Source organism: Microbacterium sp. ZW T5_56 (assembly GCF_044987425.1).
GTDB lineage: Bacteria > Actinomycetota > Actinomycetes > Actinomycetales > Microbacteriaceae > Microbacterium.
In genome coordinates, this window is record NZ_JBJDRI010000019.1 from 14,345 (window position 1) to 36,919 (window position 22,575).

21 protein-coding genes are annotated in these 22,575 nt (G+C 67.0%); 4 read left to right on the plus strand and 17 right to left on the minus strand.

Going from position 1 to position 22,575, the window contains the following annotated elements; genetic code table 11:
* Position 1: 1 nt before the first annotated feature.
* Positions 2 to 565 (minus strand): elongation factor P, encoded by a 564-nt coding sequence (gene efp / locus ACI3KU_RS10680; RefSeq protein WP_404922296.1) that lies wholly within the window; start codon positions 563 to 565, stop codon positions 2 to 4.
* 96 nt (positions 566 to 661) lie between these two features.
* Positions 662 to 1,120, minus strand: coding sequence for a type II 3-dehydroquinate dehydratase (locus ACI3KU_RS10685; protein ID WP_404922297.1), 459 nt, complete (start codon positions 1,118 to 1,120; stop codon positions 662 to 664).
* Between the two features lie 78 nt (positions 1,121 to 1,198).
* Here ACI3KU_RS10685 and ACI3KU_RS10690 point away from each other — a divergent pair, with 78 nt between their 5' ends.
* Positions 1,199 to 1,843 carry a hypothetical protein gene (locus ACI3KU_RS10690; protein WP_404922298.1) on the plus strand — a complete coding sequence of 215 codons (645 nt, stop codon included), beginning with the start codon at positions 1,199 to 1,201 and terminating at the stop codon, positions 1,841 to 1,843.
* A 10-nt stretch (positions 1,844 to 1,853) separates the two neighbouring features.
* Here ACI3KU_RS10690 and ACI3KU_RS10695 read toward each other — a convergent pair whose 3' ends face one another.
* From ACI3KU_RS10695 to ACI3KU_RS10750, 12 genes are all read right to left on the minus strand, one after another.
* Positions 1,854 to 2,327, minus strand: a complete 474-nt coding sequence (locus ACI3KU_RS10695) for a GNAT family N-acetyltransferase (protein ID WP_404922299.1) — start codon at positions 2,325 to 2,327, stop codon at positions 1,854 to 1,856.
* 24 nt (positions 2,328 to 2,351) lie between these two features.
* The gene (locus tag ACI3KU_RS10700) at positions 2,352 to 3,239 is read right to left on the minus strand and encodes a VOC family protein (protein WP_404922300.1); all 888 of its coding nucleotides are present in this window, start codon (positions 3,237 to 3,239) and stop codon (positions 2,352 to 2,354) included.
* A gap of 78 nt (positions 3,240 to 3,317) precedes the next feature.
* The gene (gene aroB / locus ACI3KU_RS10705; RefSeq protein ID WP_404922301.1) at positions 3,318 to 4,391 is read right to left on the minus strand and encodes a 3-dehydroquinate synthase; all 1,074 of its coding nucleotides are present in this window, start codon (positions 4,389 to 4,391) and stop codon (positions 3,318 to 3,320) included.
* Entirely contained in the window at positions 4,388 to 4,906 is a 519-nt protein-coding gene (locus ACI3KU_RS10710; RefSeq protein WP_404922302.1) for a shikimate kinase, read from the minus strand. Before ACI3KU_RS10710 ends, aroB begins: the two co-directional genes overlap by 4 nt.
* Entirely contained in the window at positions 4,899 to 6,119 is a 1,221-nt protein-coding gene (gene aroC, locus ACI3KU_RS10715; protein ID WP_404922303.1) for a chorismate synthase, read from the minus strand. The genes ACI3KU_RS10710 and aroC overlap by 8 nt, the downstream gene beginning before the upstream one ends.
* Before the next feature lie 4 nt (positions 6,120 to 6,123).
* Positions 6,124 to 6,954, minus strand: a complete 831-nt coding sequence (locus ACI3KU_RS10720) for a shikimate dehydrogenase family protein (RefSeq protein ID WP_404922304.1) — start codon at positions 6,952 to 6,954, stop codon at positions 6,124 to 6,126.
* Entirely contained in the window at positions 6,954 to 8,402 is a 1,449-nt protein-coding gene (gene mltG / locus ACI3KU_RS10725) for an endolytic transglycosylase MltG (protein WP_404922305.1), read from the minus strand. The genes ACI3KU_RS10720 and mltG overlap by 1 nt, the downstream gene beginning before the upstream one ends.
* The gene (ruvX, locus tag ACI3KU_RS10730; RefSeq protein ID WP_404922306.1) at positions 8,399 to 8,869 is read right to left on the minus strand and encodes a Holliday junction resolvase RuvX; all 471 of its coding nucleotides are present in this window, start codon (positions 8,867 to 8,869) and stop codon (positions 8,399 to 8,401) included. Before ruvX ends, mltG begins: the two co-directional genes overlap by 4 nt.
* The gene (alaS, locus tag ACI3KU_RS10735; protein WP_404922307.1) at positions 8,866 to 11,526 is read right to left on the minus strand and encodes an alanine--tRNA ligase; all 2,661 of its coding nucleotides are present in this window, start codon (positions 11,524 to 11,526) and stop codon (positions 8,866 to 8,868) included. The genes ruvX and alaS overlap by 4 nt, the downstream gene beginning before the upstream one ends.
* A gap of 57 nt (positions 11,527 to 11,583) precedes the next feature.
* The gene (locus tag ACI3KU_RS10740; RefSeq protein WP_404922308.1) at positions 11,584 to 11,790 is read right to left on the minus strand and encodes an ATPase; all 207 of its coding nucleotides are present in this window, start codon (positions 11,788 to 11,790) and stop codon (positions 11,584 to 11,586) included.
* Positions 11,791 to 11,933: 143 nt separating this feature from the next.
* Positions 11,934 to 12,563: a 30S ribosomal protein S4 gene (rpsD, locus tag ACI3KU_RS10745; protein ID WP_404922309.1), complete on the minus strand. Its 630-nt coding sequence runs from the start codon at positions 12,561 to 12,563 to the stop codon at positions 11,934 to 11,936.
* A gap of 187 nt (positions 12,564 to 12,750) precedes the next feature.
* Entirely contained in the window at positions 12,751 to 14,070 is a 1,320-nt protein-coding gene (locus tag ACI3KU_RS10750) for a replication-associated recombination protein A (RefSeq protein WP_404922310.1), read from the minus strand.
* A gap of 181 nt (positions 14,071 to 14,251) precedes the next feature.
* Between ACI3KU_RS10750 and ACI3KU_RS10755 the strand changes: the two genes are divergently transcribed.
* The 3 genes from ACI3KU_RS10755 to ACI3KU_RS10765 all read left to right on the plus strand — a co-directional run bounded on the left by ACI3KU_RS10755 (position 14,252) and on the right by ACI3KU_RS10765 (position 17,312).
* Positions 14,252 to 14,650, plus strand: a complete 399-nt coding sequence (locus tag ACI3KU_RS10755) for a dioxygenase (RefSeq protein WP_404922311.1) — start codon at positions 14,252 to 14,254, stop codon at positions 14,648 to 14,650.
* Between the two features lie 123 nt (positions 14,651 to 14,773).
* Positions 14,774 to 16,669, plus strand: a complete 1,896-nt coding sequence (locus ACI3KU_RS10760) for a DUF349 domain-containing protein (RefSeq protein ID WP_404922312.1) — start codon at positions 14,774 to 14,776, stop codon at positions 16,667 to 16,669.
* A gap of 118 nt (positions 16,670 to 16,787) precedes the next feature.
* On the plus strand, positions 16,788 to 17,312 hold the full coding sequence (locus ACI3KU_RS10765) for a type IV toxin-antitoxin system AbiEi family antitoxin (RefSeq protein WP_404922313.1): 525 nt from the start codon (positions 16,788 to 16,790) through the stop codon (positions 17,310 to 17,312).
* Between the two features lie 157 nt (positions 17,313 to 17,469).
* Here ACI3KU_RS10765 and ACI3KU_RS10770 read toward each other — a convergent pair whose 3' ends face one another.
* The 3 genes from ACI3KU_RS10770 to secD all read right to left on the minus strand — a co-directional run bounded on the left by ACI3KU_RS10770 (position 17,470) and on the right by secD (position 22,550).
* Positions 17,470 to 19,677: a RelA/SpoT family protein gene (locus tag ACI3KU_RS10770; RefSeq protein ID WP_404922314.1), complete on the minus strand. Its 2,208-nt coding sequence runs from the start codon at positions 19,675 to 19,677 to the stop codon at positions 17,470 to 17,472.
* A 102-nt stretch (positions 19,678 to 19,779) separates the two neighbouring features.
* Positions 19,780 to 20,796, minus strand: a complete 1,017-nt coding sequence (gene secF, locus ACI3KU_RS10775) for a protein translocase subunit SecF (RefSeq protein ID WP_404922315.1) — start codon at positions 20,794 to 20,796, stop codon at positions 19,780 to 19,782.
* Positions 20,796 to 22,550 (minus strand): protein translocase subunit SecD, encoded by a 1,755-nt coding sequence (gene secD / locus ACI3KU_RS10780; RefSeq protein WP_404922316.1) that lies wholly within the window; start codon positions 22,548 to 22,550, stop codon positions 20,796 to 20,798. The genes secF and secD overlap by 1 nt, the downstream gene beginning before the upstream one ends.
* Positions 22,551 to 22,575: the final 25 nt, after the last annotated feature.

A 22,575-nucleotide genomic window follows, 5' to 3' on the forward strand; every position in this document is an offset into this window, starting at 1 on the left:
ATCAGTCGTTGACGCGGCCGAGGTAGTCACCCGTGCGCGTGTCGACCTTGACCTTGGTGCCGGTCTCCAGGAACAGCGGAACCTGGATCTCGTAGCCGGTCTGCACGGTGGCGGGCTTGGTGCCGGCCGAGGAGCGATCGCCCTGCAGGCCCGGCTCCGTGTACGTGATCTCGAGCACGACGGACGCGGGCAGCTCGACGTACAGCGGGTTGCCGTTGTTGAGCGCGATCTGCACCGTCTGGTTCTCGAGCATGAAGTTCGCGGCGTCGCCGACCGTTGCGGCGGAGACGGTGAGCTGGTCGTAGTCGTCGACATCCATGAAGACGAAGTTCTCGCCGTCGTTGTACAGGTACTGGAAGTCGCGGCGGTCGACGTTCTCGATCTCGACCTTGGCACCCGCATTGAAGGTGCGGTCAATGGTCTTACCGGTGACGACGTTCTTGAGCTTGGTACGAACGAACGCACCACCCTTGCCCGGCTTGACGTGCTGGAACTCCACGACGCTCAGCAGCTGGCCGTCGATCTTGAGGACGACGCCGTTCTTGATGTCCGCGGTGGATGCCATGGGAAGTGATTCCGTTTCGTCTGTGGGAGTGGTCGGCGGTGGCCGACTCGTCATTCTATCGGACGCGCCCGGTGATCCCCTGGGCGACGCGGATCGTCAGCCTTCCGACTGACCCGTGATCACATCGCAGAGCCGCTCGACCGCGCGCGCGTAGCCCGCCACGCCCTCCCCGATCACGTGCACCACCGCGAGGTCGCGCACGTAGGAGAGCTTGCGGAAGTCCTCGCGATTGTTCACGTCGGAGATGTGCACCTCTGCTGCGGGCAGGTCGACGCTCGCAAGAGCATCACGAAGGACGATCGAGGTGTGCGTCAGCCCGCCCGGGTTGATGACGATACCGGCGCAGTCCCGTCGCGCCTCGTGGATGGCATCGATGATCACGCCCTCGTGGTTGGACTGCATCGCCCGAACCTCGAAGCCACGCGCCGCCGCCGTCGTGCGCACCAGGGCCTCGACATCGGCGAGCGTCTCCGTGCCGTAGACCTCCGGTTGGCGCGTGCCCAGAAGGTTGAGGTTGGGGCCATTCACGAGCAGCAGGCGACGCGGTGCAGTCATGTTCGGAGGCTATCAGCGCCGGCCGGGGTCATCGCGTCGCCAAGCTTCGAAGGGTGTAGCACCCGTAGGGTGGCCCACATGCGAGTCCATGTGCACAGCGCTGGTCGTTCCGGCGACCGCGCCTGGCCGTCTGCAGCGCCCGACGCGACCTTCATCGCCGTGCGGTCAGATGTTCCCGCCACCGACGCCGCAGCAGAGATCACGAAAGCAGCGGACCCGATCGCACCGGACGCCGTGTTCGCGCACTCGTACCTCGCGATTCCCGCGGTTCTCGCTGCCCGTATGACCCCGGCCGCACGGCTGGTGCTCGTGGAGCCCGCGTTCTATGACATCGCACGGGGATCACGCGACGTCGATGCCCACGTCGCCACCGTCGAACGCGCCCGTGCTCATCTCGCCACGGGCGATCTCCGGGGCTATTGGTCGATCATCCGCCCCCTCATGTTCGGTGGCCCGTCCGAGGCGGCCACCTGGCTTGAGGAGCAGCCACTGGCGGCGGAGTTCGCGCAGCGCACGCTGCCCTGGGGTCATGGTCTGCGGGCCGATGATCTCGCCGCGGAGCGCACCCTGGTGGTCACCGGCGGCTGGAACGACGAGTACGAGACGATTGCGGCACGACTGTTGGACGAGGGAGCAACGCACGTCGTGTTGCCCGGTCACGGCCACCGCGCGCAGGACCACCCGCAGTTCGCCGAGGTAGCCGAGGCATTCCTGGCCGGCTGATGTTCGGCGACTACTCCACCTCCGACGAGGTCAACCGAAGATGCAGAATCGGATACGGACGACCGTCGCCGTCCGTCTCACCGCGTCCCACGACCTCGAACCCGCGGCGCTCGTAGAAGCCGAACGCCGCCGAGTTCTGTTCGTTCACATCCACCCGTGTCACCCCGCGCTCGTCGACGACATGACGGAGCGACGCCGAACCAATTCCGTGCCCGGCCGCTGTCGGAGACACGAACAGCATCTCGAGTCCCCCGTCCAGCACACCCGCGAACCCGACGGGCTGACCCTCGAGCTCTGCGACCACCAGCGACACCGCCGGGAAGTACGCGCCGCTCAAGTTCGACGCGATCCGCTCGAAATCCGCAGGATCGAGGAAATCGTGTGTGGCTCGAACAGCATCAGCCCAGATCGTCTCGAGCGCGGGGTAGTCGGACTCCCCCACTGACGATCGAATGACAACAGGCGAGGAAGAATCGGTGCTCACTCCCTCATCCTGACATCGGGCACCTCAGAAGTCCGCGATGACGAGCTTCTTCATCTGGAGCATGTGCTCGAACGCCTGCGGACGTGTCATCAGCTCCCCCATGTTCTCGGGCACGATCTGCCAGCTGACCCCGAACTCGTCGGCCAACCATCCGCACTGCTCTGCTTCGGGCACGGCACTCAGCGCGTCCCAGTACGTGTCGATCTCTGCCTGATCGGCGCAGCGCACCTCGAGAGACACACCGCAGTCGAAGAACCACTCGTGATCCGTGGCGCCGCCGTCCATAGCCGTGAACCACTGGTCGCCGACGCGGAACTCGCTGAACATCACGCGCTCTTCGCCCGGAAACGGCATCACCGTGCCGACGGCGGCGTCGGGGAACAGCGACGTGTAGCGCTCCACCGCCTCGCGGGCACGCCCATCCGAGCGTCCGACGAAGGTGAGAGCTGTGATGATGAACGGTCGAGGATCGCCCGTGGGGTCAGTCAGCGTCAGCTGCCAGGTGAAGCCGAACCTGTCCTGCACCCACCCATAGCGCTGGCTGAACGGGTACTCCTGCAGCGGCATCAGTACCTCCCCGCCGTCGCTGAGATGCGCCCAGACCGCGTCCAACGCGTCGCGCGCAGCCGCGGGGTCGCCGTCGAACATCAGCGGGTCGAAGTTGACCATGAACGAGATCGACGGATTGGGACGGAACTCCGGGCCGGCGTTGATCAGCGAGAAGCGGAAATCGCCGATCGTGACGTCGACCGTCAGCGCCTGACCAGCCAGTGGCTCCTGGAAGTCGAGGAGGCCCTCGGTGGGGTATCTGCTGGTGACCTGCGTTGCGCCGCCGGGGAGCGCGTCCGCATAGAAGCGACCCGCCTCCTCAGCCGTGCCGTTGCACCAGATGTTCGGAATGATCTTCTGCATGGTGGCCTCCCGCCGTTGGTGGGTACGAGGGTACGCTGGGCCACCGACATTGAACATCCCCACCCGGAAAAGACCGGATCAGCCGGAGATCTCCTGATATGCGGCGAAGAGCAGGGACTCATCGGGCGCCTGCAACACCGTCGGCCGAGCGATGTCATCCAGCACGATGAACCGCAGCATTCCACCGCGAGACTTCTTGTCCCGCTGCATGGTCGACAGCAGCGACGGCCAACGACCGGCGAGGTACGTGGTCGGCAGACCGAGACTCTCGAAGATGTCACGATGCGCCGCGACGGCGTCATCGTTGAGGCGTCCGGCCAGACGCGAGAGCTCGGCGGCGAACATCATGCCGACGGAGATCGCGGCACCGTGACGCCAGCGGTAGCGCTCGGCGTGCTCGATCGCGTGGCCGAGAGTGTGGCCGTAGTTGAGAATCTCCCGCAGGCCCGCTTCCCGCAGGTCCTCTCCCACGACGTCGGCCTTCATCTGGATGGCAAGCTCGATCGTGCGGCGGAACTCCGCGCTGGTCACGTCGGTGGCCCGTTCGGGATCGGCGCGCACGATGTCGAGGATCTCGGGATAGTGGATGAATCCCGCCTTCACGACCTCCGCGTATCCGGCGACTGCCTCGTTGCGGCTGAGCGAACGCAGCAACTCCAGATCCGCGACCACGGCAAAGGGCGGCCAGAACGATCCGACCAGGTTCTTGCCTTCGGCGGTGTTGACGCCGGTCTTCCCACCCACAGACGCGTCCACCATGCCGAGCACGGTCGTCGGCACCTGGACCACGGGAACGCCGCGCAACCACGTGGCCGCGACGAAACCGGCGAGATCGGTGACCGCGCCACCACCGAAGCCGATCACGGCGTCGGTGCGAGTGAAGTCGCTCTGGCCCAGGATCTGCCAGCAGAAAGCCGCCACCTCGATGCGCTTGCCCTGCTCGGCATCCGGAATCTCGGCCAGCAGCACCTCGCGGTCGGTCAACAGCTGCTGACGCAGCTTCTCGGCCTGAGCGCCCAGCGTCGGCGGGTGGATGATGAGCACCTTGCGGGCGTTCGGCGGAAGCACCTCACCGAGACTCGCCAGCAGACCGTCACCGATCGAGATGTCGTAACCCGGCTCGCCGGAGACGTGGATCGTGGTGGTGCTCATGAACGGTTTCCTCTCACCCAGTCGGCGATGCGCTCGACGACGGCCTGGATGCGCCCCGTCGAGGTGTCGAAGGTCGCGTCGGCGACCTCCTCGTACAGTGGTCGGCGCTCGTCTCGGATCCGCAGCCATCGCCGCATCGGGTCCTCGCCGGCGAGCAGCGGACGACCTCCACCCGCGATCCGGCCGGCGACAACACGCGGCTCGACGGTCAGCAGAACCACATCGTGCTCGGCCAGCAGCTCTCTCGTCGCCGCAGTGAGGACGGCGCCGCCGCCCAGTGCGACCACCCCGCCACCGGCCACGGCATCGGCGACGGCGAGTCGCTCCAGCTCACGGAAGTGAGCCTCTCCGTGCTCGGCGAAGATCTCCGGAATTGGTCCGTGCTCACGCGCGATGACGGCGTCGGTGTCGGTGAACGATCGCTCCAGCACCTTGGCCAGCTTCTTGCCGATGCTGGACTTCCCGGCCCCCATCGGGCCGACCAGCACGACGGCGCGGGGTGTCGGCTCAGACACCGCCGGCCAGAGACGGGTCGCTCACGCCCGCGGTACGAAGGTTCTCGGGAATGGCGGCGAGGTAACTGTCGAGGTTGCGACGCGTCTCGGTCACCGAGTCGCCGCCGAACTTCTCCAGCACGACATCGACCAGGGTGATCGCCACCATCGCTTCGGCGACGACGCCGGCCGCTGGCACTGCGGAGATATCCGAGCGCTGGTGGTGCGCGGAGGATTCCTCGCCGGTGGTGACATCGATAGTGTGCAGCGCGTGCGGCACTGTGGCGATGGGCTTCATCCCCGCGGTCACCCGCAGCACGGTTCCGGTGGACATGCCGCCCTCGACGCCGCCGGCCTTGTCGGATGTGCGGGTGATGCCGTTCGCTGCCGCATAGAGCTCGTCATGAGCCGCGGACCCGCGGCGCGTGGTCGTGACGAATCCGTCGCCGATCTCCACGGCCTTGATCGCCTGGATGCTCATCACGGCCTGCGCGAGCTTCGCATCCAGGCGACGGTCCCACTGGACGTGGGAGCCGAGTCCGGGCGGGAGCCCGTACGCGAGCACCTCAACGGTCCCGCCGACGGTGTCGCCCATCTTCTTCGCATCGTCGACTTCGGCCACCATGCGCTCCGACGTGGCCGCATCGAAGCACCGCAGCGGATCGGCATCCAGCGTGTCGACGTCATCCGGTGTCGGCAGCGCGGCACCGTCGGGAACACGAACAGGTCCCATAGACAGCGTGTGGCTCACCAGGCGGATGCCCAGCTCAGAGAGGAACGACTTCGCGATCGCACCCAGCGCAACGCGTGCCGCAGTCTCACGGGCGCTCGCGCGCTCCAGAATCGGACGGGCCTCGTCAAAGCCATACTTCTGCATGCCCACGAGGTCGGCGTGCCCCGGACGGGGGCGGGTCAACGCTGCGCCGCGTCCGCGCGACATCTCGGTGAGCTCCACCGGCTCCGGGTTCATCACCTCGGTCCACTTCGGCCACTCGGTGTTACCGATGCGCAGCGCAATGGGGCTGCCGAGCGAATAGCCGTGACGCACGCCGCCAGACAGGTGCAACTCGTCCGCCTCGAACTTCATGCGCGAGCCGCGGCCGTAGCCGAGCTTGCGACGAGCGAGGTCGGCGCGAATGTCGTCCAGATCGATGCGGACGCCCGCGGGCAGGCCCTCCATCATGGCGACGAGTTCAGGACCGTGGGATTCACCGGCGGTGAGGACGCGAAGCATTCCCCTAGTCTCCCATGAGCGCCGAGCGCATCGCGTCCACGATGACGCTCTCCGACTCCAGCGGCTCGATGACCTGGCCGGTGACGAAGATCCGCACCTGCAGGAGCGCCTGATGCAGCAGCATCTGCACACCGGACGCAGCGGGTCGGCCGAGGGCGATCCACGCCTCGCCCAGCTGCGTGGGCCAGGGCGCGTAGACGGCGTCCACGAGGGCGCCACCGTGCTGCGCGAGGTCCTCGGCCACCACGCCATCGATACGCGTGCCGCCGGGCAGCGTCGCAATCGTGGCGTCGACATCGGTCAGCCCCGCTTCGCTCGTCAGCGCCCGAACGGAGACGGACAGACCAAGATCGGCGGCCAGATCCACCAGCGATGCGGCCTTCTGGGGGCTGCGGGCGACGATCTCGAGCTCGCGCACACCGGCCTCGGTCAGCGCGATCACGGCAGAGACGGCGGTGGCACCGGCACCCACAATGCGGGCCCGCTCGGGCGCGTCGACACCGTTCTCCCGCAGCGCTCCGAGAAAGCCCCCGATATCCGTATTGAACGCGGCCGGCTCATCGCCGGTGAGCAACAGGGTGTTCGCCACCCCGGTGCGCAGCGCGCGGACATCCCGCCAGCCGGCGGCCGCCCACGCGGACTCCTTCAGCGGCATCGTCAGAGACAGGCCACGAAGCTCTCGGCGCGCGGTCACCAGTTCACGATCGAAACTGGCTTCAGTCACCTGCCGACGCCCGTACTCCCAATCCAGGCCGAGGGCCCGATAGGCGGCCGTGTGCAGCTGGGGTGACCGGCTGTGTGCGATCGGGTCGCCCCAGACTTCCAGGCGCTGCATCAATAGCACCCGCTGTCGGGGTTCGCCTCACACCACTGGTGCCACTTCTCCTCGTTGGCCTGCTGCTCGGCGTACGTGGTGGCGAACAGCGTCTCGCCGGTATCGAGGTTGACCGTCACGAAGTAGAACCACGGACCGTCGGCGGGGTGCAGCGCTGCCGCAATGGCGGCGTCTCCCGGGCTGGAGATCGGACCCGCAGGCAGCCCCGGATGGAGATAGGTGTTGTACGGGTTGTCATTCGCACGGTCTTCGTCGGTGGTGGAGACCACGCCCAGCGTCAGCTTGCCGACGCCGTACTGCACCGTGGAGTCCATCTGCAGGAGTCCGTGCGTCTCCGTGTTCGACGGGTCGAGACGGTTGTAGATCACGCGCGCGACCTTGGCGAAGTCGTCGGTGCGGCCCTCGCGCTGCACGATCGAGGCGATCGTCAGGATCTCCTGACGCTTCTCCACCGGCACCCCGGCCTCGTCCAGTGCCTGAACCATGCGGTTCACGAGCGTCTGGATGGCGTCGTGCGCCGACGTGCCCGGCTCCAGGGTGTAGGTCGCGGGGAACAGCCAGCCCTCGAGCGAGGAGGCGTTCACCCCGAACTGCGAGGGGTCGGCCGCGGCGGCCTTCACGTCGTCCACGCTGATCTCCAGCACAGTGGCCAGCTCCTCGTAGATGAGCCCGGTGGGCTCGCCCTCACGAATCAACAGGGTGTTCTCCCGCTTGTTCTCCGGATTGATCAGCGCCTCGTACGCAGCCTTCGAGGTCATGTGGGTGTTGAGCTCATACAGCCCGGGATAGAACTCCTCCGGGCTCGACAGCCCCCGCACGTAGTCATAGAACGCACCATTGGTCTTGATCACGCCCGCGCTGTGGAGGGTGCTGGAGATGTCGAGTCCGGTCTCACCGGGTCCGATGCTGATCAAGACCGGATCGCCCTCGGTGCCGGCCTCGTAGTCGGCGGGCTCGCTCATTCCGAGCGCGTCGCGGATCTGGTCGCCGAACACGTTGTATACCGTGACACCGGCGGCGACGATACCACCCACCACGACGAGCATCACGATGAGCCCGACCAGACAACCACGACGACGCTTGCGACGCTTCTGCTTGACATCGGACGCCGGCACGGGCTCCGCCGCGAACAGATCCGCCATGTCGGTGAGTCCGTCCGGGGCGTCCGAGGTCTCTGCGGAGGCGCGGCGAGTGGGCTGCGCCGGGACATCTGTCGAGAGTGCCGCCGCCTCCTGGAGCGGAAGCGCCATGGTCGCGGCCGACTCTCCCCGCGGATCGGGCGTCACGGATCCCGCAACCACAGGTTCCGGGCCCGCAGCGGGCTCGGGTGTCGGCACCCCGCTGGGCGGCTGAGCCTCCGATCCCTGCTGCGATTGCGCCGCAGCGGCACGCGCCTCGCGACGCGACTTCGGGGTGGACTCGGGCTCGTGGCCAGCAGGATCAGTCACACAGACTCCTGGGGACGGGGTACAGGGATTCCGGGAAGCGCACCGGAGCGCTTCTCGGTGTCGATCGCCTGCTGCAGCAGCACCACAGCGGCGACCTGGTCAACGATGCCACGGGTATCGCGCTGCTTGCGACCCGAACTGCGCAATTGGCTGTGCGCCGTCACCGTGGTGAGCCGCTCATCGATCAGACGGACGGGCACCTCACCCGCGGCCAGTGCCGTGGCGAACTCGCGCGAATCCGCGGTGGACAGGGTGTCCTCACCGCGCAGGTTCAACGGCAGTCCGACGACGATCTCGATCGCGGAGAGTTCCTCGACGATGGCCAACACGCGCGACACGCTGTGCTCATCGCGAGGTACGGTCTCCACCGGCGTGGCGAGCATGCCGTCCGGATCGCACTGCGAGACGCCGACGCGGGCTTTGCCCACGTCAACGCCGACGCGGACGCCGCGTCGGAAGCCGGTCATGCCCGCCCGAGCTGGTCGCGAATTCCCTGGAGAGCCGACGGCAGCGCCGAAGCGTCCGTGCCACCGCCCTGAGCCAGATCGTCTCGTCCGCCACCGCCACCGCCGAGAACGCCGGCAGCTGCCTTGGCGAGCACACCGGCCTTCGCACCGGCGTCGCGCGCAGCCTGGTTGGTGCCGACGATGACAACCGGACGCTCCCCGGCGATGCCGCCGAGCGCGACCACGGCAGGCTCTGACCCGAGACGCTCACGAACGCTGTTGACCAGCGCGCGGACGTCGTCAGCGGAGCCGACGGCACCGACGTCAGCGGTCACGACACGGTAGGCACCCACGGTGGCTGCCGTCTCCGCCAGCGCGGGAACGCGGTCGGCGAGGGCGCGAGCTTCGAAAGCGGCGATCTTCTTCTCGGCGGCCTTGAGACCGGCGGACAGTTCGGCGACACGAGTGAGCACCTGATCTCGCGGCGCCTTGAGCGTGCTGGTGAGTTCCGCGACGAGCGCGCGCTCCGCCGTCAGCTCGCGGAACGCATCGCGTCCGACCAGCGCCTCGACGCGACGGTTGGACGCGCCGACCGAGGATTCGCCGACCAGGCTGACCAGACCGATTTCGGAGCTGTTGGACACGTGCGTGCCCGCGCAGAGTTCGCGAGACCAGGGACCACCGATGTCGACCATGCGGACCTCGGAGCCGTACTTCTCACCGAACAGGGCCATCGCACCGGCGGCCTTGGCTTCATCCAGCGACATGATGCGCGTGGTGACCTCGAGGCCGTCGCCGATGGCGTTGTTGGTGATCTCCTCGATCTCCGTCTTCGTCGCGGCGGAGAGAGCCTGGCTCCAGGAGAAGTCGAAGCGCATGTAGCCGGCACGGTTGAGCGAGCCGGACTGCGTGGCGGTCTTGCCCAGGGTGTCGCGAAGCGCGGCGTGGACGAGATGCGTGGCGGAATGGGCCTGACGCGCCGCGCGGCGGTTCAGGGCATCCACGACGGAGGTGGCGGGCGCGTCCAGGGACACCTCGCCGGTGACGACCTCGACGGTGTGGCTGATGAGGCCCGGAACCGGCTTCTGCACGTCCAGGACGTCCAGTTCGTAACCCGGCCCCACGATCGTGCCCTTGTCGGCGACCTGGCCACCCGACTCCGCGTACAGCGCGGTCTCCGCAAGGATCACTTCGGCGATCTGACCGGCTGAGGCACGATCGACGCTCTGACCATCCACGAGGATGCCCAGCACGCGAGAGCCGGTCTCCATCTCGGTGTAGCCCGTGAAGACCGTCTCGCCGTGGGCGCGGTACTCGCGGTACACGGAGACGTCGGCGATCGCGCGCTTGCGCGACTTCGCGTCCGCCTTGGCGCGGGCGCGCTGCTCCTGCATGAGGGTGTCGAACGCGCCCCGATCGACGGTGAGGCCCGCCTCTTCCGCGATCTCCAGCGTGAGATCGATCGGGAAGCCGTACGTGTCGTGCAGCAGGAACGCCTCATCGCCCGCGATGGCGGACTTTCCGGCGCTCTTCGTCTCGGCAACGGCCTCGTCGAGGATGGCGGATCCGGCCGCCAGCGTGCGCAGGAACGTCTCCTCCTCTGCATAGGCGTAGGTGGAGATGCGCTCCCAATCGCTCTCGAGCACCGGATAGCCGGCCTTCATCGCGTCGCGCGAGACCGGGAACAGCTCGGGGAACGTGGGACCGTCGACGCCGAGCAGTCGCATGGAGCGAATCGTGCGACGCATCAGGCGACGGAGGATGTATCCGCGCCCCTCGTTGGAGGGCGTGACGCCGTCGGAGAGCAGCATCAGAGCGGAACGGACGTGGTCGGCGACCACACGGAAGCGGACATCGTCCTCGTGGGCGACGCCATATGCGCGACCGGTGAGCGACACAGCCTTGTCGAGCACCGGACGCACCTGGTCGGTCTCGTACATGTTCTGGACGCCCTGCTTGATCAACGCCACGCGCTCCAGGCCCATCCCGGTGTCGATGTTCTTGTGCGGCAGCTCGCCGACGATGTCGAAGTCGACCTTCGAGCGCACGTTCGCGATGAGATCCTGCATGAACACGAGGTTCCAGATCTCCAGGTACCGCGTGTCGTCGACCAGGGGTCCGCCATCGGGCCCGTAGGCGGGGCCACGGTCGTAGTAGATCTCGGAGCACGGACCGCCAGGACCGGGCTGACCCGTGTGCCAGTAGTTGTCTTCCTTACCCATGCGCTGGATGCGCTCAACCGGGAGACCGGCGATGCGCTGCCAGAGCTCGGCCGCTTCGTCATCGGTCTCGTAGACGGTGACCCACAGTGAGTCCGGAGCAAAGCCCAGTCCGCCGTCTTCCTCGGCGGAGGTCAGCAGCTCCCACGCGAAGCGAATGGCGCCTTCCTTGAAGTAGTCGCCGAAGGACCAGTTGCCGAGCATCTGGAAGAACGTGCCGTGGCGCGCCGTCTTGCCGACCTCTTCGATGTCGTTCGTGCGGATGCACTTCTGCACGTCCGCTGCGCGAGGGTACGGGGCCGGCACTACGCCGGTCAGGTACGGGATGAACGGCACCATGCCGGCGATCGTGAACAGGATCGACGGGTCGTCGCTCACGAGGGATGCAGACGGAACGATGGTGTGGTTCTGACGCTCGAAGTAGTCGAGGTATCGCTGGGCGATCTCAGCGGTCTTCATGGAAAAGGGCTCGTCCTTAGTTCTTCAATGGGAAAGTCTGCGTCGGCCGAAGCCGGATCAGTTCGCGTTGCGCTTGGCCTCGTCGACGATGGCCTCCAGCGACGCCTCCTGCTCGCGGTAGGCATCACTCATGCGGTCAGTGAACTCGGTGATTCGGGCGTCGAGTTCGGCAAGAGCCTCGCGTCCGCGCGGGTCCTTGTTGACGAAGTGCGCGGCGACGAAGCCCGCCGCGATTCCGACCAGGAACCAGAGCAGCTTCTTCATGATTCGCCTTTCGATGTGTTCGTCGGTGCGCCACGGCGCGAGGAGCGGCTGACCCGCGGCATCCTTCCATCGTAGACGGCGATGGCCCCGGGAACGACGAAGGGGCGTCGGGATATCCCGACGCCCCTTCGAGGGTGCTGTGATCAGCGAGCTGCGTAGTACTCGACGACGAGCTGGACTTCACAGGTCACGGGAACCTCGGCGCGCTTCGGGCGACGCTCGAGCTTCGCCTGCAGCTTGTCGAGCTCCACCGAGAGGTAACCCGGAACCGGGGGCAGAACGTCGGCGTGACCGCCGGCGGCTGCGACCTGGAACGGCTCAAGGCTCTCGCTCTTGGCCTTGACGTGGATCGTCTGACCCGGCTTCACGCGGAAGGACGGGCGGTCGACGAGCTTGCCGTCGACCAGGATGTGACGGTGCACGACGAGCTGGCGGGCCTGTGCGGTGGTGCGGGCGAAACCGGCACGGAGCACGAGCGCGTCCAGACGGACCTCGAGGAGCTCGACCAGGTTCTCACCGGTCAGGCCCTCGATGCGGCGAGCCTCGTTGAAGGCGATGCGAAGCTGCTTCTCGCGGATGCCGTACTGGGCGCGCAGACGCTGCTTCTCGCGCAGACGGACGGCGTAGTCGCTGTCAGCCTTGCGCTTGGTGCGGCCGTGCTCGCCGGGAGCGTACGGACGCTTCTCGAGGATACGGGCGGCCTTCGGGGTGAGGGCGATACCGAGCGAGCGCGACAGGCGCGCCTTGCTGCGGGTACGGGACTTCGTCGACACGAAGTCTCCTTTCCTGGGACGTGGTCGCGACGTTCACGACTCACGGACGTATCTCCACTCCCTCGCCCGCCTGGTGCGCACGCCGGGGCGCGTCATGCGGTGATACAGAGGAAGGGGATGCCCGATATCGGTAGATCGAGCCGGTCAAGCCTACCAGATCCGCAATGGGCGGCCGAGGACGAGCGGGTCATCCCTCGAGGATGCGGCGAATCCGCTCGAGGCGGGCCTGCACGTCCCGTTCTGCACCGAGCGCCTTCGGACTGTAATAGCGCTTGCCGACCAGTTCGTCGGGAAGGTATTGCTGAGCGGCCACCCCGACCTCGGTGTCGTGCGGATACACGTAGCCTTTGCCGTGACCGAGACGTTTCGCACCCGCGTAGTGCGCGTCGCGGAGATGTTTGGGCACCCGCCCGAACCCGCCACCGCGCACATCGGCGATGGCCGCGTCGATGGCCATGTAGGCGGCGTTGGACTTGGCCGTGGTCGCGAGGTAGATGGTCGCCTCCGCGAGCGGGATCCGCCCCTCCGGCATGCCGATGAAAGCGACGGCATCCGCCGCGGCGACCGCGATCTGCAGCGCCTGCGGATCGGCGAGTCCGACATCCTCCGCGGCCGAGATCACCAGGCGGCGCGCGATGAAGCGCGGGTCCTCCCCCGCCTCGATCATGCGCGCGAGGTAGTGGACGGCCGCATCCGGGTCGGAACCGCGGATCGACTTGATGAACGCGCTGATCACGTCGTAGTGCTCATCACCCTGCCGGTCGTAGCGCAGCAGCGCACGGTCAACGGCCTGCGCGACGATATCAGCCGTGACGACAGCGGTGCCGTCCTCCCCCACCTCCGCAACCGTGGCAGCGGCCTCGAGCGCGGTCAGGGCACGCCGTGCATCTCCGGAAGCGAGATGCACCAGCGCCGCCACCGCGTCATCGTCGATGCGCACCGCGTCGGCGAGCCCCCGGGGATCCGACACCGCACGACGCACCAGCACGGTCAGGTCCTCGTCTGTGAGCTGCTGCAGGGTGAGCAGCAGCGACCGGGACAGCAGCGGCGAGATGACGGAGAACGACGGATTCTCCGTGGTGGCCGCGATGAGGATCACCCACCCGTTCTCGACGCCCGGCAAGAGGGCATCCTGCTGCGCCTTGGTGAAGCGGTGGATCTCGTCGAGGAAGAGAATGGTGGTGCGCCCGTAGAGGTCGCGCTGATCAAGCGCCTCCTGCATCACCTCGCGGACGTCTTTCACTCCCGCGGTGATGGCCGACAGCTCGACGAAGCGGCGACCAGACGAGCGCGCGATCGCCTGCGCGAGCGTGGTCTTTCCCGTTCCGGGAGGACCCCACAGGATGACAGATACCGCCCCCGGACTGGCGTCCGGATCGGCGAGCTTCACCAGCGGCGAGCCGGGACGGAGCAGATGCTGCTGCCCCGCGACCTCATCCAGCGACGTCGGACGCATCCGCACGGCCAGCGGCGTCTGCCCCTGGTGCAGCGCGGTCGGTCGATTCATGCTTCCAGGCTAGTCCGGGTCTCCGACGTTGAGACCGGCCATGGCTCGTTTAAGACCCGACTCAGCCACCGACGGGCTTCAGGTCCTTGCAATGACCATCACGTTTTGCCGCGTCGCCATGGCACTCAGTAGGCTCATGCGCAGTGCGCCCGCCTGAGGTGCCGTCTACAGGAGGTGGCGCGTGGCGTCCGGAGGCAAGTCTGCTCGCGAAGAGCGCGACCGTCAGCGTGCAGCACGGGAGCGCGCACGTGTGTACGAGGCACGCGTGCAGGTTCACCAGCAGCGCGCCGCTCGTCGTCGCCGCGACAACATCATCGCCGGCATCGTCGGCGGCGTGATCGTCCTCGGGGCGTTCGGGGCGCAAGCGGCCTACTTCCTCGCCGGCCCCGGTGTGCCAGCGCCCGCTCCGTCTCCGACCGCCACCATCGCACCGAGCGGCACGCCCGCGCCGACGGCGGTGCCGAGCGATTCCGCGACCCCCAGCAGCAGTCCCGCCCCGAGCGCCTCTCCCACGGCGACGGGCACGCCGTCCGCATCGCCCTCTGCAAAGCCAACCGCAAGCCCGTCCCCGACGAAGTAACCGCGTCGTGTCAGGGTCGCTTCATCACGACGCGCCCGACACACTGCGCGTGAACGGGTGCTCGTATTAGGCTGGTGTGGTCCTTTCCGCCTCCACACGGCACAGCCGCGCAAGGAGTTTCACGTGTCTGCCACAGAATCCACCAACAACGAGACCTCGGCCCCCGAAGCCGTCGACGCTCCCGTCGAGAGCACGTCGGAGGAGAACGCTTCGGTCGACGTGACCGAGACGGTCGAAACCGACTCTCCGGCCGCGGCTGAGGTCGTCGAGCCCGCCGCAGAGGCCGTCGATACCGCTGAGCCGACCGACGCCCCCGTTGACGCCGTGGACACTGCCGAAACTCCGGCCGAGGATGCCGTCCCCGCCGAGGCCTCTGCCCCGACCGAACACGCAGCCCCGACCGAAGACGCCGCGCCCGCCGCAGATGCGGACTCGATCGAGGACGCAGCTCCCGCCGAGGACGCAGCTCCCGCAGAAGACGCGACTCCTGCTGCAGACGCCGACTCCGCCGAGGATCCAGCCCCCGCCGAGGACCCAGCTCCTGCCGAGGACCCAGCCCCCGCCGAGGACGCAGCCCCCGCCGAGGACGCAACCCCGGCAGAAGACGCGACCCTTGCTGCAGAAGACACAGCTCCGGCACAGGAAGCAGACCCCGTCGCGACCGGGGACGCCGATGCAGCGCCTGCCGCCACGCCTGGCGATGCAGCGCCGGCCGCCACGCCCGCCCCTGGACCGCGCGCGGTTCCGTCGCCGGCGTCGATCCGTCCGCGTCCCGTCGCTCCGGCCGGCTCCGACTCGTCGGAGTTCGGTCGCGCCGAGGCTGACGGCACTGTCTCGGTGCTCGAGGGTGAGGAATGGCGCGTCGTGGGTCAGTACCCCGATGGCACGCCGGCCGAGGCCCTCGCCTACTTCCGTCGCAAGTTCGACGACCTGGAGTTCAAGGTCCGAAACCTCGAGCAGCGTCATGCCGGTGGTGGTGCCGCAGCTTCTGAGCTGACCGGACAGTCACGTCACCTGCTCGGCGAGGTTCGCGGTGCGGACGCCGTGGGCGACCTCCTCGGACTCGCCGGCCGCCTGGAGGCGTTGATCGCCGCGCTCAGCGAGGCCAGCGCCGAAGAGGCGAAGGCGCAGCGCGAAGCTGTCGCACAGGCGATCGCTGACCGCACGGTGATCGTCGAGAAGGCTGAGGCCCTCGCCGCCCGCGACCCGCAGACCGTGCAGTGGAAGCAGACCTCTGCCGACCTGTCGGCCCTGTTCGATGAGTGGCAGGCGCAGCAGGCCGGCGGCCCGCGTCTACCGAAGAACACCGCGCAGGAGCTGTGGAAGCGATTCCGCACAGCGCGCAGCACGGTGGAGAAGCACCGTCGCGAGTTCTTCGCGAAGCTGGACGAGACGCACAAGTCCGCTCGCGACGGCAAGACCAAGCTGGTCGAGCGCGCCGAAGCACTCGTGACGCGTGGCGAGGATGGGATCCCCGCTTACCGCGCCCTGCTGGACGAGTGGAAGAACGCTGGCCGGGCCGGCCGCAAGGTCGATGACGCCCTCTGGGCTCGCTTCAAGGCCGCTGGTGACGCGCTCTACGGCGCACGCACCGAGCGTGACGCCGCGGAGCAGGCAGAATCGCAGCCACGCATCGAGGCGCGCCAGGCGCTCCTCGTCGAGGCCAAGGCTGTCGCCGACGAGTCCGACCTCCGCAAGGCGCGTCAGCTCCTCACCAACATCCAGCGCCGTTGGGACGAGGTCGGTCGAATCTTCCCGCGCGACAAGGAGCGCCAGCTCGACGACGAGATGCGTCGCATCGAACAGGCGCTGCGCGCCCGCGAGGACGTCGACTGGAAGAAGAACAACCCGGAGACGCAGGCCCGCGCCGACGGCATGAACCGCCAGCTCCTGGACGCCATCGAGAAGCTCGAGTCTGAGGCAGCGGCGGCCGAGGCCTCAGGCAACAAGAAGAAGGCGGCTGAGGCCCGCGAAGCGCTCGAGGCGCGTCGTGCCTGGCTGAAGGCCATCGGCGGCTGACTCCGACGACTGACGGTGAAACCCTCGTGCTCCGACACGGGGGTTTCATCGTTCCTCCCCAGGCACGAGCTGTGGAGGGCAGCGGGATCGCACGGGCCTTGCCCGGCACACTCGTGAGATGCGACGGTTCCACTACTTCCCCGGCGATGGTCTGAGCACGGCCGAGCTCAGCGCAGCATGCCTGGACGGGCATCTCATGCCCGTGGGCGAGGGGTACATCCCCGCCGATGTACCGGAGACGTCGTGGATGCGCGCACGATCCCTGGCGCCGCTGCTCGGGGCGGATCTGGCCGCCACGTTGCGGACCGCGGCGTGGGTGCATGGGGCCATCGACGCTCCCCCGGCGCGTCTGGAGGTGCAGCGCAGGGTGGCACGACGCGGCAAGGTGGTCCCATCGCGACGTATGGCCTATCGCGATGTGCGCATCCCGCTGGCCGACCTGGATCTCTTCGGCGACGTCGCCGTCTCCTCAGTAGCTCGCACCATCGCCGACCTCGCCCGAGAGGCTCCGGACGACCCGGCGCTGTCCGCGCTCGTCGCCGAGTATCCCGTGGCCGTGCACGCCGCCGTCACCTGGCTCGATACCCACTCGCACCGCCCCGGCATCCGAGCCGCACGCGCGCTTCTCCGCGAAGCAGCGTGAGAATGCTCCATTGCTCAACCGGAGCGCTACCGTCGGCCGTGACTCCGTGAGCTCTCCCCCGCTCCGTCCGTCAACTCAACGCGCGAGGGTCAGCTCACGAATCTCAACCCGCGAACCCAACCCACGAAACTCCACCCGCGAACCCAGCCCACGAAACTCAACCCGAAGTGACCCGGTACACGTCGTACACGCCGTCAATGCGTCGCACCGCGTTGAGCACGCGGTCGAGGTGCACGATGTCGCCCATCTCGAACTGGAATCGGCTGAGCGCGAGGCGCTCCGTGTTGGTCTGCACCGTGGCAGACAGGATGTTGACGTGGTGCTCGCTGAGCACCCGAGTGACATCCGAGAGCAGCCCAGAGCGGTCCAGCGCCTCCACCTGAATCTGCACCCGGAACACGCTCTTCGTGGTGGGCGCCCATTCCACCTCGATGAGGCGGTCCTTGTCGGCCATCAGCGACTTCACGTTGGTGCAGTCCGCCCGGTGAACACTCACACCACTGCCGCGAGTGACGAAGCCCATGATCTGATCGCCCGGAACCGGTGTGCAGCACTTCGAGAGCTTCACCAGGATGTCCGGGGCGCCACGTACGAGCACGCCCGAATCAGCGTTGCGCGGAGTGCGGTGGTGACGCCCAACGGTCGGAAGCTCGATAGGGCCAGTGGTGGTGTCGTCCGCATTGATGAGGGCGGTGACCTTCTCCAGCACCGACTGCGTCGAGACGTGTCCCTCGCCGACGGCAGCGTACAGAGCGGACACGTCCTCGTAGCGCATGAGGCGCGCGACCTCGGCGAAGGACTCCTGATTCATCAAGCGCTGCAGCGGAAGGTTCTGGCGGCGCATCGCACGAGCGATGGCCTCCTTGCCCTGCTCGATCGCCTCTTCGCGTCGTTCCTTCGTGAACCACCCGCGGATCTTGTTGCGGGCGCGGGACGACTTGACGAAGGTGAGCCAGTCCTGGCTCGGGCCCGCGTCGGGGTTCTTCGAGGTGAAGACCTCCACCACGTCGCCGGAGTGCAGTTCAGACTCAAGCGGAACGAGACGGCCGTTGACCTTCGCACCCATGGTGCGATTGCCGATCTCGGTGTGCACGGCGTACGCGAAGTCCACCGGAGTCGCGCTGGCGGGCAGCCCGATCACCCGCCCCTTGGGAGTGAAAACGTAGACCTCTTTGGCGCCGATCTCGAAGCGCAGCGAGTCGAGGAACTCACCCGGGTCGGCGGTCTCCGCCTCCCAGTCCGAGATGCGCTTGATCCAGGCCATGTCGGCGTCGCTCGCCTTGACATCACCTTTGCCACCGCTCATCCGCTCCTTGTACGCCCAGTGCGCGGCGACACCGAATTCGGCCTGCTCGTGCATCTCGTGCGTACGGATCTGGATCTCGACGGTGCGTCCGCCCGGACCGATAACCGTGGTGTGCAGCGACTGGTAGAGGTTGAACTTCGGGGTGGCGATGTAGTCCTTGAACCGACCCGGAAGCGGCGTCCAGCGAGCGTGGATCGCGCCGAGCACGGCGTAGCAGTCTCGTACGGTGCCGACCAGCACGCGGATGCCGATCAGGTCGTAGATGTCGTCGAATTCGCGGCCGCGAACGATCATCTTCTGATAGATGGAGTACATCTGCTTGGGTCGGCCCATGACCTTGCCCTTGATGCGTAGGCCACGCAGATCCTCATCGACCGCCGCGATCACCTGCCGCACATACTGTTCGCGCTGGGGGGTGCGTTGCTTGACCAGCCCCTCGATCTCGGCATACACCTTCGGGTGCAGCACAGCGAACGAGAGATCCTCCAGCTCGCTCTTCACTGTCTGCATACCGAGTCGGTGCGCGAGCGGCGCGTAGATCTCCAGCGTCTCGGTGGCCTTCTTCGCCGCTTTCTCCGGCGGAACGAAGCCCCAGGTACGAGCGTTGTGCAGGCGGTCGGCGAGCTTGATCATGAGCACCCGGATGTCCTTGGACATCGCGACGATCATCTTGCGCACGGTCTCGGCCTGGGCCGCATCGCCGTACTTCACCTTGTCGAGCTTGGTGACGCCATCGACCAGCAGGGCCACCTCGTCTCCGAAGTCGGCGGTCAGCTGCTCAAGGCTGTAGCCGGTGTCCTCCACGGTGTCGTGCAGGAGGCCGGCGGCCACGGCACGGGGTCCGAGCCCCAGCTCGGCGAGAATCTGCGCCACAGCCACAGGATGCGTGATGTAGGGCTCGCCGCTCTGGCGCTTCTGCCCCTCGTGCCACTTCGTGGCTGTCGTGTACGCGCGCTCGACGATCGTGAGGTCCCCGCGCGGATGGTTCGAGCGAACCGTGCGCAGCAGGTGTTCGAGATCGTCGCGACGGACGGATCGGGAGAAGATACGGGGAACCATCCACCGGAGGCTGCCCGGTTGATGCGATGCAGGAGGGAGCGTCTCAGTCACCTGCTCACCTCCTGCTGCGTTCAGATAATCCTACGGCGTGCTGTGTATCGATCAGGCGTCAACCGCGTCGCGCTCGCGCGCCTGAGCCACCTTCGCGTCGTGCGACTTGATCTTGGGCTCGTTCTCGCGGAACAGCGAGTACAGCGGAGCGGCCACGAACAGCGTCGAGTACGCCGCCACGATGATGCCCACCGTGATCGAGAGCGAGATGTCGGCCAGCGTCTGCGCACCGAGGCCGAGGGCACCGATGAAGAGGATCGCCGCCACCGGCAGCACAGCCACCACGGAGGTGTTGATCGAGCGGATGAGCGTCTGGTTCACACCGAGGTTGACCGACTCACCGAACGTGCGGTGTGAGGCCGATCCCTGTTCGGATGTGGTCTCGCGGATCTTGTCGAACACGACGGTGGTGTCGTAGAGCGAGTAGCCGAGGATAGTCAGGAAGCCGATGACGGCCGCAGGCGAGATCTCGAAACCGCAGAGCGCGTACACACCGAAGGTGATGACGAGCACGTCTAGGAGGCCGATGATGGCCGCAGCGGACATCTTCCACGTGCGGAAGTACAACGCGAGGATCACGAACGCGAGGACGAGGAAGATCCCCAGACCCCACAGCGACTGCCGGGTGACGTCCGCACCCCAGCTGGCCCCGACCACAGACGAGGAGACATGCTCCGCGGCATCCACTTTGTAGGTCGTTGCCAGCGCCTCGCTGATCTGCTGCACGGGGGAAGCCCCCTCAGAGCTGTCGGCGTCGAGGGCTTCCGTCTGAACACGGATGCCGTCCGTGCCGACGGTGGTCACCTTCGTGGCCACATCACCCGCGATGGAGCGGACCGCATCGGTGGCCTTGTTCTGGTCGAGATCCTCCTCAGCGACGCCGCTCACGGTGAACTGGGTGCCACCGGTGAACTCCATCGAGAACTGGGGCGGCCGGATGAAGACCACGAGGATCGACACCAGGACGAGGAGTCCGGCGATCAGGAACCACAGGTTGCGCTTGCCGACGAAGGGAACGCTGGTCTTGCCGGTGTAGAGATCGTTACCGAGCTGGTTCATCGAAGCCATCAGGCGTCGCCTCCCTTCGAGTTGGAGCCGCTGGTTCGGGCGGCAAGGGCTTCAGCCTGCTTGCGTTCGGCGATGGTCTGTCGGCGTGCGGCTTCGCCGCGGCTCTTCGCGTCGCGGGCGGCCTTGCCGCGCACCGAGGTGGTCGTCTCCACCGCCTTGAACTGCGCACGGCCCGTGTAGACGGCGCCGAGAGCCTCGGAGTTCATGCCGGACAGCACGTGGCCGCCGCCGAAGAAGCGAGTGCGCGCCAGCAGCTGCATCACGGGGTGCGTGAAGAGCACGAAGATGAGGATGTCGATCAGGGTGGTGAGACCCAGCGTGAACGCGAAACCCTTCACCGTGGCGTCGGCCAGGATGTAGAGCACCAGGGCGCACAGGATGTTGATCGACTTCGAGATGTAGATCGTGCGCTTGGCGCGATCCCAACCGTCCTCGACGGCCGCGATCACGGACTTGCCGTCACGCAACTCGTCTCGTATGCGTTCGAAGTAGACGATGAAGGAGTCGGCCGTGAATCCGATCGTCACGATCAGGCCCGCCACACCGGCCAGCGAGAGGCGGAAGCCCATGCGCCACGCCAGGACGCAGAGCACGATGTAGGTGATCACGGCCATGACGGCCAGCGACGCGATGATCACGAAGCCGAGCGCGCGGTACGAGAGCAGCGAGTACAGCGCCACGAGCGCGAGACCGATGAGTGCAGCGATCAGACCGATCTGAAGCTGCTGGGTACCGAGCGTTGCGGAAATGACGTTGTCAGACTCCACGCTGAACGACAGCGGCAGCGCGCCGAACTTCAGCTGGTCGGCGAGCACCTTCGAGGACTCCTGCGTGAACGTGCCGGAGATCTGGGGGCGACCGTCGGAGATGATGCCGTTCATCGTGGGAGCCGAGATCACGCTGCCGTCGACGACGAACGCGAAGCGATTGCGCTGCGTGTCACCGGCAGTGGTGTAGCCGTAGAGACGCTTGCTCACCTCGGCGAACTTGCTGGCACCCTCGCCGTTGAAGTTCAACTGGACGATCCAGACGCCGCGCTGCTGGTCATAGCCGTTGCTGGCGTCAGTGATCTCGTTGCCGGTGAGCTCCACCGGACCCAGGATGTACTTCTGCTGCTGGGCGACCGCCACGGGGTCGTCCTTGTCGGCGCGGTCACAGGTGACGAGCGGCTGGTCCTTCGGTGCGTTGGCGAGGTCGGATTCCTTCGAGCAGTCGTAGGCCAGGAACTCCGCCTGCAGCTTCGGCGTCAGCCAGCTGTTGTCGGAACCATCGGTGGGCGACGCGGTCGGCGTTGCCGCGAGCGTCGGGTCGGCCGGATCGGGCGTCGCCTTCCCGTCCTCACCGATGGAGGTCGTCGCGGCTCCCGTCGAGAGCAGCACGGAGCGAAGCTCCATCTGCGCGCTCGACTCGATGCGGGCGCGCTGCGCCTCATCGAGCTTGCCGGGCACGGCCACCACGATGTTGGCGTTGCCCTCGGTAGTCACCTCGGCCTCGCCGACACCGGAGGCGTCGACGCGCTGGCGAATGATCGTGACGGCCTGGTTCATCTGCTCAGAGCTGGGCTCACCACTCTGGGTGTTGGCCTTCAGGATGACCTGCGTCCCACCCTGGAGGTCAAGCGCGAGCTCAGGAGTCCAGGAGCTCTTCTCGAAGGCGTAGACACCCAGCGAGTTGATGCCGAAGAGAACGGCGATGATGGCGAGGAGTCCGATCAGTGCACGCCATGCGTGCCGGACGGGCGTTGATGTGGCCACGGAGTCGGGTCAGCTTTCTCAATAC